The organism is Pedobacter sp. AC379 (assembly GCF_979258145.1).
This window is the reverse complement of the sequence record NZ_OZ409839.1, coordinates 1,494,305-1,509,688: the sequence shown is the minus strand read 5'-3', so window position 1 is coordinate 1,509,688 and position 15,384 is coordinate 1,494,305. Positions and strand designations below refer to the sequence as shown.

14 protein-coding genes are annotated in these 15,384 nt (G+C 43.1%); 5 read left to right on the top strand and 9 right to left on the bottom strand.

The window, feature by feature from the left end; translation table 11 throughout:
• The first annotated feature begins 739 nt into the window (after positions 1-739).
• Genes ACZZZW_RS06690 through ACZZZW_RS06680 form a run of 3 tightly spaced genes read left to right on the top strand, consistent with a single transcriptional unit; the run spans position 740 to position 3,614 of the window.
• A complete protein-coding gene (locus ACZZZW_RS06690; RefSeq protein WP_039474363.1) occupies positions 740-1,942 on the top strand; it encodes a di-heme oxidoredictase family protein in 1,203 nt (400 codons plus the stop codon).
• A 2-nt stretch (positions 1,943-1,944) separates the two neighbouring features.
• Complete coding sequence (locus tag ACZZZW_RS06685; protein ID WP_052266068.1) at positions 1,945-2,391, top strand: QcrA and Rieske domain-containing protein; 447 nt, start codon at positions 1,945-1,947, stop codon at positions 2,389-2,391.
• Positions 2,388-3,614 (top strand): hypothetical protein, encoded by a 1,227-nt coding sequence (locus tag ACZZZW_RS06680; RefSeq protein WP_039474368.1) that lies wholly within the window; start codon positions 2,388-2,390, stop codon positions 3,612-3,614. The genes ACZZZW_RS06685 and ACZZZW_RS06680 overlap by 4 nt, the downstream gene beginning before the upstream one ends.
• 624 nt (positions 3,615-4,238) lie before the next feature.
• Here ACZZZW_RS06680 and ACZZZW_RS06675 read toward each other — a convergent pair.
• Complete coding sequence (locus ACZZZW_RS06675; protein WP_082018553.1) at positions 4,239-6,254, bottom strand: heavy metal translocating P-type ATPase; 2,016 nt, start codon at positions 6,252-6,254, stop codon at positions 4,239-4,241.
• 663 nt (positions 6,255-6,917) lie between these two features.
• On the opposite strand from ACZZZW_RS06675, the gene ACZZZW_RS06670 reads away from it, so the two are divergent.
• Positions 6,918-7,304: a hypothetical protein gene (locus ACZZZW_RS06670; RefSeq protein ID WP_039474370.1), complete on the top strand. Its 387-nt coding sequence runs from the start codon at positions 6,918-6,920 to the stop codon at positions 7,302-7,304.
• A 25-nt stretch (positions 7,305-7,329) separates the two neighbouring features.
• Positions 7,330-7,524: a hypothetical protein gene (locus ACZZZW_RS06665; RefSeq protein WP_039474374.1), complete on the top strand. Its 195-nt coding sequence runs from the start codon at positions 7,330-7,332 to the stop codon at positions 7,522-7,524.
• Between the two features lie 185 nt (positions 7,525-7,709).
• On the opposite strand, the gene ACZZZW_RS06660 is transcribed toward ACZZZW_RS06665, so the two are convergent.
• The 8 genes from ACZZZW_RS06660 to ACZZZW_RS06625 all read right to left on the bottom strand — a co-directional run bounded on the left by ACZZZW_RS06660 (position 7,710) and on the right by ACZZZW_RS06625 (position 15,384).
• Positions 7,710-8,702, bottom strand: coding sequence for a bestrophin family protein (locus ACZZZW_RS06660; RefSeq protein ID WP_245221938.1), 993 nt, complete (start codon positions 8,700-8,702; stop codon positions 7,710-7,712).
• A 66-nt stretch (positions 8,703-8,768) separates the two neighbouring features.
• On the bottom strand, positions 8,769-10,241 hold the full coding sequence (locus ACZZZW_RS06655) for an ArnT family glycosyltransferase (protein WP_039474376.1): 1,473 nt from the start codon (positions 10,239-10,241) through the stop codon (positions 8,769-8,771).
• Positions 10,242-10,356: 115 nt separating this feature from the next.
• Positions 10,357-10,749 (bottom strand): hypothetical protein, encoded by a 393-nt coding sequence (locus tag ACZZZW_RS06650; RefSeq protein WP_156131433.1) that lies wholly within the window; start codon positions 10,747-10,749, stop codon positions 10,357-10,359.
• Between the two features lie 468 nt (positions 10,750-11,217).
• A complete protein-coding gene (locus tag ACZZZW_RS06645) occupies positions 11,218-11,862 on the bottom strand; it encodes a phosphatase PAP2 family protein (protein ID WP_463492622.1) in 645 nt (214 codons plus the stop codon).
• A gap of 159 nt (positions 11,863-12,021) precedes the next feature.
• Positions 12,022-12,480, bottom strand: coding sequence for an MgtC/SapB family protein (locus ACZZZW_RS06640; RefSeq protein ID WP_231491317.1), 459 nt, complete (start codon positions 12,478-12,480; stop codon positions 12,022-12,024).
• 9 nt (positions 12,481-12,489) lie between these two features.
• The gene (locus tag ACZZZW_RS06635) at positions 12,490-13,182 is read right to left on the bottom strand and encodes an HD domain-containing protein (protein WP_052266071.1); all 693 of its coding nucleotides are present in this window, start codon (positions 13,180-13,182) and stop codon (positions 12,490-12,492) included.
• Between the two features lie 7 nt (positions 13,183-13,189).
• Entirely contained in the window at positions 13,190-15,142 is a 1,953-nt protein-coding gene (locus ACZZZW_RS06630; RefSeq protein ID WP_039474382.1) for an LTA synthase family protein, read from the bottom strand.
• Entirely contained in the window at positions 15,139-15,384 is a 246-nt protein-coding gene (locus ACZZZW_RS06625; protein ID WP_039474385.1) for a hypothetical protein, read from the bottom strand. The genes ACZZZW_RS06630 and ACZZZW_RS06625 overlap by 4 nt, the downstream gene beginning before the upstream one ends.

The window sequence follows — 15,384 nt, the reverse complement described above, 5'->3', positions numbered from 1 at the left end:
ATGCCAATCTTCAACCAGAAGTCTTTAGTTAAGGAAACTTTTAAGAAGCCTGCTTCTAAAGTTTGTAAGTTTCACTTTTTTCATAAGGTTTGAAAGTCGACCAACTAAAAAGTGAGATAACATTGGTGATGAGGATTTTGATTCCATACAATGGAATGCTATCTTAGCCTTGAGAGCGTTAATTTAGATATCGGGGATATGGACACCGTTCAGTCCCCGTGTCTATTTCTAAACTCATTGCACATCTTGCCTTAGTGAACGCTAGTTTCATTTAGTTCAATTACTATTTTTCTGAAAAATGCTAATCCCCACGGTATGGCGGCTATCGTGAATTGTTCACAAGACAATGACTGTAACTTTTTTTCCGTTTTGCACCAGTTACCTTTCTCCCAGATTAAATAAAAAGCCCTCGTTTTCGCTTTCAAATACAAAACTATTCTATCTTTTAGAAATGCCTTTCTCGTATAGCGCTTTCACCCACACGGTCAGATGGAAATCGGTTTCTAATTTCCAAAACGAAACGATTCGCAGCATTCTGCACCAGGCGTAAAAGTACTGCGAAGATATAATGTTCTTTAAGCAGGTTCGGTTGAAATGATCAACGCCTAAACACTCAAGCGTGAGACAGTGACAGAACGACACAAAAAAAACGGCAGATCTAAAATATATTTTAGATAAATCTAAATTTATTTTTAGCCTTTTCTATTTTTATTATTAGATTTACAAAAAATCAGATAACATGCAGAAAAGATTACCCATTGTCCTGCTTTCACTTATGAGCCTAGTTGCTATAATGGTGTCCTGTGAGAAGATAATCCCTTCTTCTCCAAAAGAGGATGAAATTCTTGATGGCCCGGTGGAAGGACTCAGCTATGACCAGCTCAGACGTTTCGCTTTGGGAGATGCGGCCTTTAACAATGAGATATTTACTCCTGCGAATGGCCTTGGTCCTGGCTTTGTCGCAACCAGCTGTGGAAGCTGCCATGCGGGTGACGGCAAAGGCCATCCCTTCACTACGCTGGTCCGTTTCGGGCAGAACGATGAAACAGGCAATAAATTTTTGGACCAGGGAGGCCCACAACTGCAGAACAGGGCTATTCCCGGGTACAAACCTGAGCAAATCCCATCAGGGGCCACCTTTTCAAAATTTACACCGCCTGCCAATACCGGCCTTGGCTTTCTCGAACTGGTAGCTGATGCAGATATACTAGCTATGGCTGACCCCCAGGATCTGGATAATGACGGCATTTCTGGTGTCCCAAATTACGCAGTGCTTCCGTCATATGTTCAGGCCTTTAACAACGCTATTGCACTGAAGGAAAAATATATCCATCGTTTTGGAAAAAAGGCGGCAGCATATAACCTGCTCCACCAGACTGTTAATGCCTACAACCAGGATATCGGGATAACTTCAAGCTTTGATCCTGTGGATGCCTATACGCGGATGGTGATTGACCCTGAAATCCCCACACTTACAGTGAATAACGTGGTGTTTTATCTACAGACGCTAAAAGCACCCATGCAGCGCGATGCGGGGAATGCGGAAGTTGAAACTGGCAGGAAACTGTTCGAAAAGATTAACTGTTCAGGCTGTCACAAGCCTACCCTAAAAACAGGTTTTTCTCCGGTGGCCGCTCTGTCCAACAAAGAATTCCATCCCTATACCGACCTGTTGCTCCATGATATGGGGCCTGGGCTGGACGATGGTTATACGGAAGGATCGGCAAAAACCTCCGAATGGAGAACCCCGCCGCTATGGGGACTGGGACTTTCGATGAACTCGCAGGGGGGATCTTATCATCTGCTGCATGACGGAAGGGCAAAAAGCATCGAAGAGGCGGTAACCCTTCATGGAGGAGAGGCATCTGCAAGCCGCAACAGGTTCAACCAGCTGTCTGGGGCAGAAAAAAATGCCATGCTGAGATTTTTAGAATCACTATAGAAATGAAAAGAAAAGATTTTATAAAAGGCTGTGGAATGGCCTGCCTTGGAGGCCTTGGGATCACCACGTTGATCAGTGGATGCAGCAGCCTGGTGCCGGCGACGGGCGAGATTGCAGGGGATAACCTGGTCGTAGAAATGAAGGACTTTGAACTCAGACAGGGAAAAAATGTCCAGTTCAAAAGATACATTGTAGTCAGCAATGACCTGCTCCGATATCCCATCTGTATCTACCGGCATGATGAACTGAATTATTCTGCACTATGGATGCAGTGCACCCACCAGGGAACCGAGCTCCAGCCTTTCGGAGACAGGCTTCAATGTCCGGCCCACGGAAGTGAATTTGACAATAAGGGCAGAATGACAAATGGTCCGGCAGAAGCAAACTTAAGAACTTTCCCCATTACCATAGAAAAAACCAGGATCAAAATTTCACTGAAGGCAGTATGAAAAAACTCTTTACGCTTATCATATCTATTGGTATCGGTCAGATGGCTTTTGCCCAGATCGACCCGAAACTTTTAAGGGCCAAACCCAGTGATACCGCAAAAAACTCACTCAACATGGATGCAGTTTATGAACGGCCTTTTATTGCCGTGGGAAAACTTCCGGTGTCGGTGGGCGGATATATGGAGGCCAACTGGCAGTATCAGGGTACAGAGGGGATCTCTGAAGGACAGCAGTTCCAGTTCAGAAGAATGACGCTATTTGTAGCCTCAACCATTTCCAAGCGCATCAAGTTCCTTTCCGAGATCGAATTTGAACCTGCTGAAAAAGAGATAGCGGTTGAATTTGCTGCGCTGGATCTGGAATTGCACCCCTTGCTTAATTTAAGGGGTGGAATGATATTGAATCCCATTGGTGCATTCAACCAGAACCATGACGGTCCTAAATGGGAATTCACCGACCGTCCGATCGCCATGACACAGATGCTGCCTGCAACCTGGAGCAGTGCAGGATTCGGGATTTATGGCAAGAACTATAGCGGTGACTGGATGCTGGGCTACGAGTTATATGCCACAAGCAGCTTTGACGATTCCATTATTGCAAACCCTGAAAACAGAACCTCTCTGGCTGCCTCAAAAAGGAATCCGGAAAGGTTTGAAGAAATTGCAAGCGGGCAGCCGCTTCTAACGGGAAAAGTTGCGGTACGCAGGAACAATATAGGCGAACTCGGCCTATCCTATATGGGGGGTGTTTACAATAAATGGCGGTCGGACGGGATTGTTATCGATGACAAACGCAGGCTAAATGTTTTTGCCATAGACTTTAACACGACACTTCCCAAACTTAAGACCTTCATCACCGCTGAGTGGGCATGGATCAGGGTAGATGTTCCCGATACCTATTCCCAGCAGTTCGGGAGCCGTCAGATGGGGGGATATATGGATATAGTTCAACCTGTGATCAAAAAAACGATTCTGGGCTGGCAGCATTCTGTTGTAAGTTTAGCCTGCAGGGTAGATTATGTGGACTGGAATGTAGGGAAATTCAGGGAGACCGGTGGGAATATTGGTGATGAGCTTTTCAGCGTAATGCCCGGCATCAGTTTCAGGCCGAGGCAACAGACTGTACTGAGGTTTTCCTACCGAAAACAGTGGCAGAAGGATATTCTTGGAAACCCGGCTGCCAGAACCGGAGCATTCCAGTTAGGTGTATCAACCTATTTTTAATTCTGTCATCTATTTTAGCCGGAATCTAAAGAGGATTTCCCGATGTATATCTGAGAGGCCACAGCAGGCAGCATTTATCAACAAACCCCAGGGAATGGACGGTTTGTGTCCCAAAAACACGATTTCGTGGATGAGTAGCAAAACTGAAAAACCATCCTGCGTCAATAGCGGGTGCAACCGCTGCCGAGTACCCAGAGACAGGCTAACAAACCGACTGCGAACTTTTCTTATCTTCCTAGGAATTTTTAACCTAAACGAATAAATGGATGCCAATGAGGATGCAATAAAGTAATTTGAGTATTGGGAATGCCCCAATTAGAGCTATATTTCTTGACCCTGCCCACCATTTGTTAGAAGGTGCCAAAGAAGCCTATCTACGGATTCCATTTCTGGAGGTGACTGACCTGGCAATTTGTTTCCTTTGACCCGCACTTTGGGAAACTTTTAGATCGACACAAATTTTCTGGACTGTAAAATCAGTCGCGTACTGTTTGGTATGCATTGGCGGTACTCTCAATCAGGCGCCAAAATAATGTTATCGATGCTCTGTTTGGATTCACAATAGGACTCTGCATGGTAATAAGTGCCGCATGAGCTGCTCTACATCGTATGCGTTACAGGTTTTTACTGCCCAATCTCTTTACGCTGTATTCTTACTGCATTGAGAATAGCTAAGAAAGCTACACCCACATCTGCAATTACAGCCTCCCAGAGATTCGCAACACCGAAGGCCCCAAGAGAGAGCACGGCGATCTTCACTGCCATTGCCAAAATAATGTTCTGCCAGACGATGTTACGGGTCAGCTTGCCTATCTTCAAAGCTAAAACAATCTTTGTTATCTGGTCATTTTGTATTACGATATCAGCCGTTTCAATGGCTGCATCACTTCCAAGCCCACCCATGGCAATACCCGCATCGGCCAGGGCAATTACAGGGGCATCATTTACCCCGTCGCCCACAAAAGCAATATGGCGTCCCTCCTTTATCAAAGCCTCCATCTTTTCTACTTTTCCTTCAGGCAAAAGATCGCCAAAAGCATAGTCAATATTAAGTCTGTTTGCAACCTGATCTACTACAGCTTTTTTGTCGCCGGACAACATAACAGTCCTTATATTTAAGGCCTGCATCTGCTTAACACCTTCTCCCGCATCTTCTTTTATTTCATCTGCTATAGTAATATAACCGGCATATTTTTCATCCACCGCGATCACAACAATGGTATCTAAGATCTCCTCAACATCCTTTGGAAAATCCACCTTATATTTTTTTAGTAGCTTAAGGTTCCCTGCGAGCACATGCTTTCCATCTACTACTCCTTTAAGTCCGTGTCCGGATATTTCTTCAATTGAAGTTGCAGTGCCCTCGCTTGCGTCCTTTCCTGCATATTCAATAATTGCCTGTCCAACGGGATGGGTTGAATTCTTTTCCAGAATTGCTGCCAGTCTGATTAAATCTTTTTCGGCAAGCCCTGAGGGCACTATTTTTTGAACTTTGAAAACCCCTTTGGTCAATGTTCCCGTCTTATCCATTACTATGGTATCTATCTTGGTCATTACGTCCAAAAAGTTACCTCCCTTGAATAGAATCCCATTTTTCGAAGCCAGGCCAATCCCGCCAAAATATCCTAAAGGAATAGATACGACAAGTGCGCATGGGCAGCTGATCACCAGAAATACCAGCGCGCGATAAAGCCAGTCATTAAAGACATAATTTTCAACAAACAGATACGGAACCAGCGCTAGCGCTAAGGCCAAAAAGAAAACTATGGGCGTATATATCTTTGCAAATTTTGAAATAAAAAGCTGCGTCTGCGACTTTCTTGAGGATGCATCCTGTACCATTTCCAGAATCCTGCTAAGCTTACTGTCCCTGAACAGTGCAGTTACCTTGATCTCTGAGACGGTGTTTATATTGATCATTCCTGCCAGCACGGTTTCACCTTTATATTTACTGTCAGGACGACTCTCTCCAGTTAATGCAGCGGTATTAAAGGATCCTTTTTCTGAGAGTAGCTCGCCGTCCAATCCAACTTTTTCACCAGCTTTCACCTGTATGGTATCTCCGAGCTCTACATCAGCAGAGCCAGCGAGCTCAGCTTTCCCATCTCTGATTACGGTAACCTTATCGGGCCTTATGTCCAGCAGGGCTTTTATGCTTGCTTTCGCACGGTCCACTGCTGCATCCTGGAACCATTCACCAATTGAGTAAAAGACCATTACAGCAACACCTTCGGAATATTCCCCTATAAAGAATGCGCCTAAGGTTGCCACACTCATCAGCACAAACTCATTGAAGATATCCCCCCTTATCGCTTTTCTAAAAGCTAAAACAAGTACTCCCCATCCAGCGAGAAGATAGGCGATACTGTTGACGGCTAATGAAACCCATCTAGAAAGTTTAATATTAAATCCATAGTCCATCACCAGAACGCATATCAATATCGCCAGGCCCGATAGCAGTCCAAGATGCTGTTGCCATTGTGGCTTATCACCGGCACCCGTTTTGCGATCATGATCCGCAACGCTATCTTCGTTAATATGAAGCGCGCCGGCTTCCGCCTTATAAGCTGGAGCAGTTTGCCGAATATTATTTTTCGGTGCTTCTGCCTTAATATCATCGTTTTCGCAACAGTCCTTCATAATATGATTTTTTATTGTACTTTTTCAGTGATAAACCTCTCCATGTATCATGCCAAATATTACTCTGATAACAAGGTGCTGTGCATTGTCTATCTTCAGTTTCAACCTATCCGATTCGAAGCCTTGGTACTGAGAAGCGTACGGCAGAGGTATTGTCAAACAGCGTCTTTGGCCTACAATGGCTTACTTCATTCCAGGAATTGAAAATGTAAGTCTGTGGCGATCTATTTTATCGGAGTTTTTTATTTTACTTCTATCTTTTACCCTGCCCGGAATAACTTTAGTGTAACCAGACAAAAATCAAAATAACTTTCGAACATAGGTTTCAAAATACTGATAAAAGAAACATTCACACAAAAATAAAATAAAAGGCCGGAGAATAATAATCAATATTAACAGAAAGTCTTTACAGCTATACCGATATTATCAAACTTGACGCTCACCATACATAAATAGCTGCCGGCGCTCCTATATAAGTCATGATAAAACGTGAGTAACAATGCCTCACAGATTGGAAGACACACTTTTTCGTTGCACTATTTTGGTTATAGATTAAGTACCAAGGGTCAGCAGCAGTCTTCCCATTCGCACGAAAATACATCAACATTTTTTAAACTAATTCGCTTCACTGTTGTTTTTATAATAACAAAACATCAGTTTATAATGAAAAATGTGGAAACTGTTATTCCGGCTGCCCTATACCTTCATACTATACGATTTTGCTACAGGGATAATATTAATTTGGCTATAGCCCTGGAAACCGGGCTTTCGGCCTCTGATGTACTACTGGCAAACACAATTCAAAAATTAAAAAGCTGGAAAGGGTTTTCTTTATTCGATGATGACGGTCATCCAACAAACAAAGTCTTCGTGGCTGGCCGATGGAGGTTAGAATTACCAATAAATAAAGGTATACGTAAGCTCAACGCAATAAACTTATCAACAAAAAGCCATCACTTTCCTACCATCCAGTTAGATAGGGTGATGAAAGCATTTGCTGACACTTTTTTTCTCAAAAACACCTCTAAAATCAAGCGCTCTGGTAAATAATTTTTAATCACTAAAATTTAAAGTCATGAACACAGAAAATTCAAAAAAAGAGAGTCAAAAGCATCCGGAACACCATGAACATCAGGAGCATCACCCCCACAAAGAGCATCATGAAGGGCCTGAGCATGCGAATGAAATGGAACATCACAAAGAGAAAGAACACCATTCTGAGGCTGAACACCATAACGATGATGAACATAAGAACACAAAAAAAAGTTAATTATGGCAGTTTGGAAAGGAATGTGCGAGCCGATATTCCTTTCCACTTATTAACTATCAAAGTAATAGGTTTGTAAAGATCAACCTCATCTATTATCAGTATCCCTGTCTGAATAGGGGCCTTGGCAGTTTTGTATCCAATAAAATAAACCATCTAATATCTGTAGAAAATTCCTGATATTGCCATTACATAATAAAGTATGTGTTATCAGCTTTTGGCTGCGCCATCGGTGGGTGTTCTATCATCTCCATCAGATTCCGCTCTATGGTCATGCAGATTGCTGTCATCGGCGTATCGGTGGGAACATTTTCGAATGGATCCTGCATAATGATTGCTGTTTTTTCGATCATAATAAAGAGAATCGGAACGAGAAATATCAACATTATTTCTACAACTGGTGTTTCATCTTCCAGTCCAAAAGGCATAATAGTCATTAGGACATAGATCAGAAAATGAATGAGTACACTATATGAGCGTGGAAAGATCGTGTTTTTAATTCGTTCGCATTTTCCCATTGAATCGCACAGGCGGGCAATGGTGGAATCGATTTGTACAACTTTGTTGGGATCCATCTGACCACGTTCACTGGCCGAGGCCAGCGCTGAGCTGTGGCGGATGAGTAATAAATTTGCTTGGTTTTCACTGTTGAGATTATGCTTGATAAAATAATTCTTCACTTTTGTAGAAGGAGCAGTCTTCCTCAGCGACTCTGAGAGCGCAAAACACCAGATCACCTGACGAGTCGCAAATGATTCAAGTAAATCAGCTCTATCCTTGTGTTTTGGAAGGAATAGGGTCAATTGCCTTATCAGTGTCCTGCTATCGTTCACTATTGCGCCCCAAACCACTCTTGCTTCCCACCAGCGTTCATAAGACTGCGAGGTCCTGAAAGCAAGCAAGAGCGAAAGGGTCGTACCCACAAAGGCAGAAAGCGCCAAAGGGATTTTAATTTGTTCGAAGAAACCATAATGATCGAGCGTTCCAGCAACTATGGCATATATTCCAATTGTTATGATATCCCATTTTATTAACCTAAAGAAGTATAGCACTGATATTTTTTTATTTATAAGCATGTTCTTATTTTGTCTATTTAGCATGAAATGCACGTTGTGCAGTGATTGATATTTTGTTATTATCCAAATAAATATATAGTTTCCGCTTTCACTTTGCAAATTCATTTTATGGTTGTTTCGTTTTGCAAAAAGAATTTTAATTGGTGTTTGGCATTTGATTTAGCCGACTCTTCAAGGGATATAATTCTGGCAGAAATAGACCAGAAATTTTCTTACCGGTCTTCCGTTTCTGAAAATTACAATTGGCCGGAGCTGCCTGACACTTGTAAAATGGCCATTTATTGCAGGTGGATCTCCAGCTTTCCTTGCCAGGTTTTTAAACGATGGCTCTGAATCCAGAAATATTGCGTTTTTACCTTTTAGCTTGGAAAGATCCGTTCCAATGTAGCTGAAATGTAGTGCGTGCTCGCCGATCACGTTTTGCCCATATATAAATTCCCGGCTTAAGAGATTGAGTTCAGCTGATGTTTTATAACTGTCAGCAGAAAAGATGAAGTCGGCTTTATATTGTGTTTTAAGGATTTGTGATTTCCTATGGAGTTCTTCCCATCCTACCCATGTATCATCTGAACGAACCGGTACGGGATAGAATACTATCTCCACGAAAAGCCCTGCATGGATAATCAGTGAAATGATAAGCTGAATCTTTATCCAACGGTCCGGGATTATCCCACCTACCAGAATAATGCCTGTGATATAAGCCGGCATCATCCAGTTAATCTTTACCCAGTAAAAAGGCGAGAGCGAGAGAAAAATCATGAAAATGGGCAGAAAGAAAGCGAGCAAAAAGATCTGCCCTGCAGAAAGCTTGAATCTACCTTTTTCTTTCAGGCTGAACATCAGATAAGTAGCGCGAAACAAAAAGGCAAAAGCGACAGGGATAAGCAGCGCGAGTTGATGGCCAAAGAGACCAAAGATAAACCTTGGGCTAAACTGAAGTTCAGAAACAGAATTCATGCGTTTTGTACCCTGAAAAGCGAAAGATGCAAAGTTGTTATTCCAGTTCCATATAATCACCGGTGAAGAAACCATTATCATCAGCAACACTGATAGCCAGGGCCATATGGTCAGAAGTTGTTTCCTGTTTGAGGAGGAAAACAATAAGAAAATGAACATTCCTGCAGGAAGGAAGACGGCTGTATATTTGCTATCAAAAGCGAGTCCCATAAGTATACCGGCATAAATCCAGTCTATTTTTCTTTTTCTGAACACTGCATCATGGATTTTGCAAAGGGCAAGTGCCCAGAAGAAAAGCAGCGGGGTATCCGGGGTGGAAATCAAGGAAAGGATGCTTACCATTAAGGTGGATAAAAATAGCACAATTACTTTTTTTGACTGACCTGAAGGATAGAACCGAAGTGACAGATTGAAAACGGCAATGGAGGTAAGAACGGTGAGTACCGAATCCCCGAGCTTAATGGCAGTTGGATTTTTGCCAAAAATTTCTGTAAAAATCCTGATTAACCAGGAAATGGCCGGAGGGTGGTCAAAATAGGAAAGACTGGGGTGGCTGGCATAAAAAAAGTAATACGCATCCTGCGGCATTGGTCCCATTGAAAACACAGCAATAACACGAATGACCAGGATAGCACATAGCATATAAAAAACAGCTGGAGATAGGCCGGCAGTTAGGTTTTTTCGCATGACATGTAAAAAAGATTTAGACGGCAGGCAACATTAGGCCTGCTGTTCGGGTAAACAGTTATGTAAAAAGTAATATTGGCCAGTAACGCCGCGGCAAGGGGTTTGAAAGTTCTCCTTAAGACATGCTTTGCAAGTCAGAGAGGCCGGCCAAAGTATTATAAACGGATTTCGGTGGTCCTCGAAAACAGGGAGATTTAAGAAAATAAGTACGTATTGAGGAATTTTGGAGAACCGGTTTCGCCTGCAACAGGTGGGAGGTCAGAAAAAAATACGGATGGTTGAGTGTTCTGAAAGTGTCGAAACTAAATTTATCTTTTTCCTGATTAACTTCCTGATGGCTTGAAGATAAAATGATGGCATGCAGGACAGTTTCAAACTCCCCGGCACCGTGTTTAGCACGCTGATTATACTGTGAAATTTTATTGTGTGGATTCTCGAGCACGAGGCACTGATCCAGCAGGAAACTGAATGCAAGTAAAAGAACGGTGTAGACCAGGCGGAAGTTCATAATGAATTTATTTACATTGCTTTCAACCGCGATCGATTTGAACCTGGAACTGACTTACTTTCAATACGACCCTTATGCCCATGTCCTTTAGGGGATATCAAGGCCATGAACCATAAAAGTATTGTAAAGAGTGTCACTGCCGCTATAATCAACACCCTGAGTAGCATTTTTCTTCGGCCAGAGACATGGAGAGGGACTGCTTGGGTATATGGGTTCTTTTTATTTTTTCTCATGAATTCCTTAATCTATTTTTACTGGAAATCTCCTGTGCTTATCACCTTTTTTTGGTAACTTTATAGCCTAACAAGTACTATAAGAAGATGTCCTACTTTTAATTTATTTTGTTTATTGCTTGATGTTTTCAGCATCCTGTGCATTATTGCGATTCTACGCTTGACTTTACGCGCAGCGGTGCAACCTATTTTGAAATTGCAGCGGTAACGAAATTATATTCTAACCGCACTGTTTTTAAAAGTAACTGAACATACCGGCTCCAATTGCTCCGTGACTGTAGCTGGGCATTACTACTGAACGCCCGATTTCCTTTTGTGTAAAGATTTTTTTAATCTTTGGATATAGCCAGTAAGATGCCCGCGTGGAAAGAAAACCTATCCCTGCTCCTGCTACAACATCACTGAGCCAGTGCTTATTATTATACATCCGGTAATATGCGGTTGCCACTGCGGCAGCATAGCCTGAAATGGGGTAAATAACTGATCTTTCCTTATATTCCTGACTGAGCAGTTCTGCCGATGCGAATGCCTCTGCGGTATGCCCTGAAGGAAATGCGTTGCTGGATCCGTCCGGCCTGGTCACCTGGGTGATCCTTTTAAGGGATTGGCAGGTGGCGGTAAGTATGATATTGCTCAGCAGATAGACCCCGGCCTGGTCAATGGTTTTATTTCTTCCTTGTATGCCAGCCGTGCTCAGGCCTAGCGCCAATACCCCGGGGGCGAACTGCAGATAGTCATCTATCCTAAACTTATTGTGCGGATGCTCAAGTGCAAACTCCTGCCTGGCGGCAATATCAAGGTCTGTGAGTTCGTGGCTTCCCAGCTTTACAAATCCGTAAACTATACTTGCTGAGGCTGCAGCTCCCACTATTGGTGACATCCGAATCTTAAAGTCGCCGTGTTCTGTTATGCCGTCCGCAAGGGTCTGTTTTTTCATCAGCAACGTATCCCCTGGTTTTTGTGAAAAGGATGCAAAGGGATGCAGGAATGTGAACAGCAACCAAAATAATATTCTAAAAAAACTCATCTTATATATATTTTAATCATCAGCGGTATGCGAGTCATTCTCATGTTTAAATTTCTTTTTCCATTTTACGTACCATTTCTGGTGATGAAGACTCAGCAAGAAATAGATTCCCAGGGCAGCAGCTACTGCGATGAGGAACATGTTAAGTCCTACGGCCACACCGATTCCCGCGGTACACCACAGGGTAGCTGCGGTAGTGAGGCCTTGTGAAGTGTTGGTTTGATCATTCTTGTAAATGATTCCTGCACCCAAAAAACCAATGCCCACCAGAACGTTGGCAATGATTCTAGAGGCTGCCGCTGTGTCCCCCATATGCTCGCCAATGGCGGTGAAGAGTGCGGCGCCGAGACACACCGCGGCATAAGTACGTATTCCGGCACTCCTGCCATGTTTTTCACGGTCAAGACCGATGATGCATCCAAGAATGAAAGCTACAAGAAGCCTTAGGATTATATCCCATTCGTTTTCCATTTCCATTTTTTAGTGTTGTTTTTTCTTTATCCGCGCTTTGACCGTTTCAATATTTGCTTGTTTTCCTGTTGCCAGTAAAGACCTGCAGTATGGAGTAAAAAAACGATGTGCAGTTAAGAAGTTGAGTGTTTTATTATCCCATTCTGTCAAATCCATTCCGCTTCTTTTATTGACCTCTCTTGCCACCTTCTCATCAGTTATCAGGAATTCCTCGTTTCCAAGGTTATAGGTGTCCGCATCACAGATGATCTCCTGGATCGTATTCCTGGGATCATGAGGTATTGTAGTTGCCCGAATGCAAGCCGCTATATCGAAAATAACATCTAGTTCAATTCCTCTATCGAGCATAAACTCTCGCATTAAAATCACGCTTCTCTCTTCATGACCAGCGGGGCTGCCCAAAAGCTGCCCGGTGTCGTGAAACCAAGCTGCGGCGAAGAGTACAAACTCACGGAGCTTGTCCAGGCGGTAGTTCGAAGCAATTTCGCGTGTTCGGCTAACTACAAGCTTTGTGTGTTCGAGGTCATGGTATACCAGATCGGTATGCCAGTGCTGTTGAAAGAGTTGACTAACGTAAGCCTCGGTCTCCTCCAAAAGCAGATCAAATACATTTTTCCTTCTTAACTTGAAAAAATAGTTTCCTATTAAGAGCGCCAGTATCCCTAAAAACAAACCAATTAGCAATAAAAAATAATTGTTCATATGATTGTTATTGTTTTAATCCACCATTTTTAAAAAGATGATAGGCGCTCTGGTATAGCGAGATGGCTTCCAGACTTATCTTTTTTGGCGTCTTTACGGGCGTTTGTACGTTTGTAGTGAAATCGTACCTATAACTCTGGGGGGCTTTTCGTGGGCTGAGTACCACAAGCGTGTCATTGCGGAGATAGCCAAGTTTTTGATAGGTCCCCAGCATGATCCTTGGGCGATAGGCTACTGAGCGTACATCCATTCCATAGTTATTGCCCTGGAAATCCCATTTGAGCAATCCAAACAAGGTTGGGTAGAGGTCGATCTGAGAACAGAGGGCTGAAATTGTCAAAGGGACCTGTCCTTTAAGATTATAGATCATAGCGGGAATATGGTACCGGGAGATATCGATTTCATTTTTCCCTGCACTTTCAGCGCAGTGATCAGCAATGAATATAAATATCGTATTGTCGAACCAAGGTTTTTTCCGGGCTTTTTCTAAAAATTCACCGATGGCAAAGTCAGTGTACTTCACGGCCCCCTCCCTCCCCGTTCCCGGGGCGATATCAATTTTTCCTCCGGGATAGGTAAAAGGACGATGGTTGGATGTGGTCATCACAAAATCGTAGAACGGCTTTTTTGTCTGGAAACGTTTGTCCGCATCACGGATCACTGCAGAAAGCAGGTCCCCGTCAGAAATGCCCCAGGCATTTTCAAAGGCAACCTGATCATCCTTTAGGATCGTTCGTTTTACCTTATAGGTATCTCCCACTGTTAGTTTTCGGCCCCTATCGGTTATCTCGTATCCATTGTTACCAAAGAACTGATTCATATTGTCGAAGTAGCCATCCCCACCATAAAAAAAAGAAGTTGAATACCCGCGTTTAGAAAATATACTTCCAATGGTGGTTAGATTTGCATTATTTTCTCTTCTGACAATGCTGTTTCCAGGGGTTGGCGGAAGGGCTAGGGAAAGCGCTTCCATACCGCGTACCGTTCGTGTGCCAGTGGCATACATCCGCTTAAATAAAACGCTTTGTTTTGCGAGGGTATCAAGTGTTGGCGTAAGTCCCTGTGCATTACCAAAGGTTCCCATATAATCCGCACTAAAACTTTCCATTACCACCATGATCACGTTCGATCTGCTTTGGCCATTGCCATTGGAAACGATTCGGCGAATCGAACCTTCCCCTGGCATAAATCTTGCCAATGGAGATGACAGCTCTTTTCTTGTGGTATTAAATGCGACCATCTCTGATGTCATGGGATAAAACTGGTCATAGTTCAGCTCATTTGAGCGGAACGCTGCAATGAATGAATATATCCCCGCTTTGGAAATTTCGCTTACATATCGGTTACTGCTACGCTCGGCCCAGGAATTGTCCACCTTCTGGCCATAAAATATTGCCATCAAAACAATCAGTAGGGTAAATAAAAACCTGTGGAGAACAGGGGTAACTGAACGGAAACTGATCCTGAAGGCTGCACGCATGAGATAGTTCCATAGCAGGGAAATGAGTACAACGCCTGCAATTAAAAGCGGGAGTGGGTAAGACTCATTGATGTTGTGCAGTACCTCGTAAGTGTAGATCAAATAATCTACTGCTATGAAATTGAAGCGGCTTTCAAATTCCAGCCAGAAGGTAAATTCAGCAAAGAAAGAGAATACCGATATCAGTACCATTAGAAACAATAATATCCTGGTAAAGGTGCGGTCAAAAGCTGACCCGTTCCATTTTTGGGGAAGGCAAAGCAGATAAACGGCATAAAATAAGCAAAAATAGATACTCACCCCCAGATCGAAAACCACGCCCTTTGCAAGTGCAGTAAATATGTCTATGGTTTTGAGCCCTCCCTTGCTGAAGGACATCGCGATTAAAATGATCCTGAAGAAACTGGAGACGACAAGAAAACTTAGCATAAAATAATGCAGGAGGCTGTAGCGACTTTTGATGAAAATAGATCTTATCATTTTTCGGTTTTTTGATTGGGGGAGGCTGATTGGGTTATTGGCTTTTTATCTTTGTTCCAGTGGATCCTGAAAAAATGCCTAGCTTTCGAATAAACGCCAAGCATAAGGAGCAGTGTCATTATCCAATAAAAAACCATTCGATATATGGAAGTCCTTGGGGTTTTCAACTTTTTCTTCCTTGCGGCGTTTCCGCCAGTCCCGGCAGCAGCGGGCCGGGCCTTTATGTTTCTTTTGTTCTGCAT